Source organism: Micromonospora zingiberis (assembly GCF_004331455.1).
Taxonomy (GTDB): Bacteria; Actinomycetota; Actinomycetes; order Mycobacteriales; family Micromonosporaceae; genus Micromonospora; species Micromonospora zingiberis.
The window spans coordinates 1-2973 of record NZ_SJJR01000045.1 but is presented as its reverse complement, the minus strand read 5'-3'; the positions used below and the strand labels follow the sequence as shown (position 1 = coordinate 2973).

General features: G+C 73.8%; 1 protein-coding gene. It reads right to left on the bottom strand.

Going from position 1 to position 2973, the window contains the following annotated elements; genetic code table 11:
- A partial coding sequence (locus E0H26_RS29065; RefSeq protein WP_131309700.1) for a type I polyketide synthase occupies positions 1 to 2941 on the bottom strand: 2941 nt, incomplete at its 3' end.
- Positions 2942 to 2973 lie beyond the last annotated feature (32 nt).

Sequence of the window (2973 nt, the reverse complement as noted above, 5' to 3'; positions counted from 1 at the left end):
ACGAACGACCCACCGCCCCCGGATCCGGATCAACCAAATCCGCCGGCCAACCCCGATTCCCCGGAAACGGACCCACCGCATCCCGCTCCCCCAACACCAACTCCCACAACCCATCCGCCGACACCACACCACCCGGAAAACGACAACCCATACCAACAATCACCACCGGATCACCGTCGACCACCACGACCGGAGCCGGGGCCGGTGTGGTGGCGGGTGTGGTGCCGGTGAGCCGGTCGGCGAGATGGTCGGCCAGGGCGGCCGGGGTGGGGTGGTCGAAGATCAGGGTGGCGGGCAGGGTGAGGCCGGTGGCGGCGGCCAGCCGGTTGCGTAGTTCCACTCCGGTGAGCGAGTCGAAGCCCAGGTCGGCGACGGTGCGGTCGAGGTCGATGGCGCTCGGATCGTCGTGGCCGAGGACGGCGGCGGCGTGGGTGCGGACCAGGTCGGCGAGGGCACGGGCGCGGTCGGGCGGGTTCATCGCGGCGATCCGTCGGATCGGCGCTGGACCCTGGCCGCTGCGGCGCGCCCGCCGGCCGGGGGCCAGACCGTGCAGGACGGCGGGTACGTCGGTGGAGGTGCGCAGCATGGCCGGATCGAGAGCGGTCACGGCGACCACCGGGTCGGCGCTGGCGACCGCGGCATCCAGGGCGGCCAGCGCGTCGGCGGTGTCGATGGGGCGCAGGCCGAGGCGGGCGATGCGGGACCGGTCGGTGTCGGTCAGGGCCGCGGACATGCTGCTGCCGTCCTGCCACAGTCCCCAGGCGATCGAGGTGGCGGGCAGTCCCGCGGCGTGCCGGTGTCGGGCCAGTTCGTCGAGGAAGGCGTTGCCGGCGGCGTACGCGGCCTGTCCGGCCGGGCCGACCAGCCCGGCGATCGACGAGTAGAGGACGAACGCGGCGAGCGGCCGGTCGGCGGTCAGCTCGTGCAGGTGCCAGGCGGCGTCGGCCTTCGCGGCGAGGACCTCGTCGACCTGTTCGGTGGTGAGCGAGGCAAGGACGCCGTCGCGGTTGATGCCGGCGGCATGCACCACGGCGCTGAGCGTGGGATGCCGGTCCAGCAGGCCGGCCAGGGCGGCGCGGTCGGTGACGTCGCAGGCGGCGAGGTGGACGCGGGCGCCCAGCTCGGTCAGCTCTGCGGTGAGGCTGGCGGCGCCGGGAGCGTGCGGGCCGGTGCGGCTGGTCAGCAGCAGGTCACGGACGCCGTGTCGGGTGACCAGGTGGCGGGCCAGGGCGGCGCCCAGGGCGCCGGTGCCGCCGGTGATCAGTACCGTGCCGTCGCCCCAGTCGGGGGCGGTCTGCGGTGGCGGTCCGGCCGGTTCGAGCCGGGGCACGGTCACCTCGCCGTCGCGGATGCGCAGGTCGGGTTCGTCGCCGAGGGCCTCGCGTAGCAGGGCGGTGTGGGAGGCGTCGGTGCCGTCGGTGTCGACGAGCACGATGCGGCCGGGATTCTCGGTGCGGGCGCTGCGGACCAGGCCGGCGACGGCGGCGGCGGTGAGCGGGTCGTCGCTGGGCGGGACGATGACGAGGCGTGGCCCGGGTTCACCGGTGAGGTGATCGCGGAGTACGGCGAGGGTGTCGTGGACGGCGGTGCGGGCGCGGACGGCCGGGTCCGCGCCGGTCGCGGCGACCGGGACGATCAGTACGTCCGGATGGGTGCCGCCGTCCGCGGTGGCCTGCGGGGCGCGGCCGGGCGTCGGATGTGCTCGCCACTGCGGCCGGAAGCGCAGGTCGCCGCGGGATGGACGGAACTGGTCGGGGTCGATCGGGCGCAGGGTGAGTTGACGGACGGAGGCGACCGGTTCGCCGGTGTCGTCGGTGACGGTGAGGCGGACGGATTCCGGTCCGAGTGGCGTGATCCGGGCGCGCAGGGTGGTGGCTGTGGTGCCGGTCAGGTGGGTGCCGGCCCAGGCGAACGGCAGTCTGGCCGGGCTGTCGGCGGCGACGCCGGGCAGCAGGGCGTGTAGTGCGGCGTCGAGCAGCCCCGGGTGGATCGTGTGTCCGGTGTTGTCGGGGCCGGTGATCTCCGCGTACAGGTCGTCGCCGTGGCGGTGCAGGCGTTGCAGGCCGCGGAACGCGGGGCCGTAGTCGTAGCCGTGGTCGGTCAGCCGGTCGTACATGTCGTCGAGGTCGATCTCGGTGGCGGCGGTCGGGACGCGGGTGTCCGGCTGGTCCTCGGGTGGGGTGTCGTCCAGTACGGCGGTGGCGTGACGCTGCCAGTGGGTGTCGTCGGTGGTGGCGGGGCGGGTGAACACCTCGGCGGTGCGGCGGCCGTCGTCGTGGCCGGTGACGGTGATCTGCAGGTCGAGTGGCTGGTCGCCGGGCAGGGTGACCGGTGCGGTGGTGACGAGGTCGGTCAGGTGGGGGTGCCCGGTCTGTACGCCGATGGTGGCGAGCAGGTCGGCCAGGGCGGCACCGGGGAGTACGACGGTGCCGTGTAGGCGATGGTCGGCCAACCAGGGTTGGGCGGTGGTGGACAGTTCGCCGGTGTACACGGTGGTGTCGCCGTTGGCGAGGGTGACGGCGGCGGTGAGCAGCGGGTGCCCGGCCGGCCGTGGACCCGTGTCGGCGCTGCGGGCCGGGTGCATCCAGTAGCGGCGGCGCTGGAACGGATAGGTGGGTAGGGCACGGCGGCGGGCGTCGGTGCCGGCCAGGACGGCGGCCCGGTCGGTGTCTGCGCCGGTGGTGGCCCACAGCGTGGCGGCTGCGGTGCGTACGGCGTCGGGTTCGGGTTGGTCTCGACGCAGGGTGGGGATGGTGGTGAGGGTGTCGGCGGCGAGTCCGCTGAGTACGGCGTCGGGTCCGATCTCGAGCAGCGTACGGGCACCGAGGCGGTGGGCGGTGCGGATCGCGTCGTGGAATCGGACGGTGGAACGGACCTGCCCCACCCAATACTCCGGATCCGACCACTCCGACGTCACCAACTCACCCGTCACCGTCGACACCGCCGAAACCCCCGGCAACCCAAACGACAAAC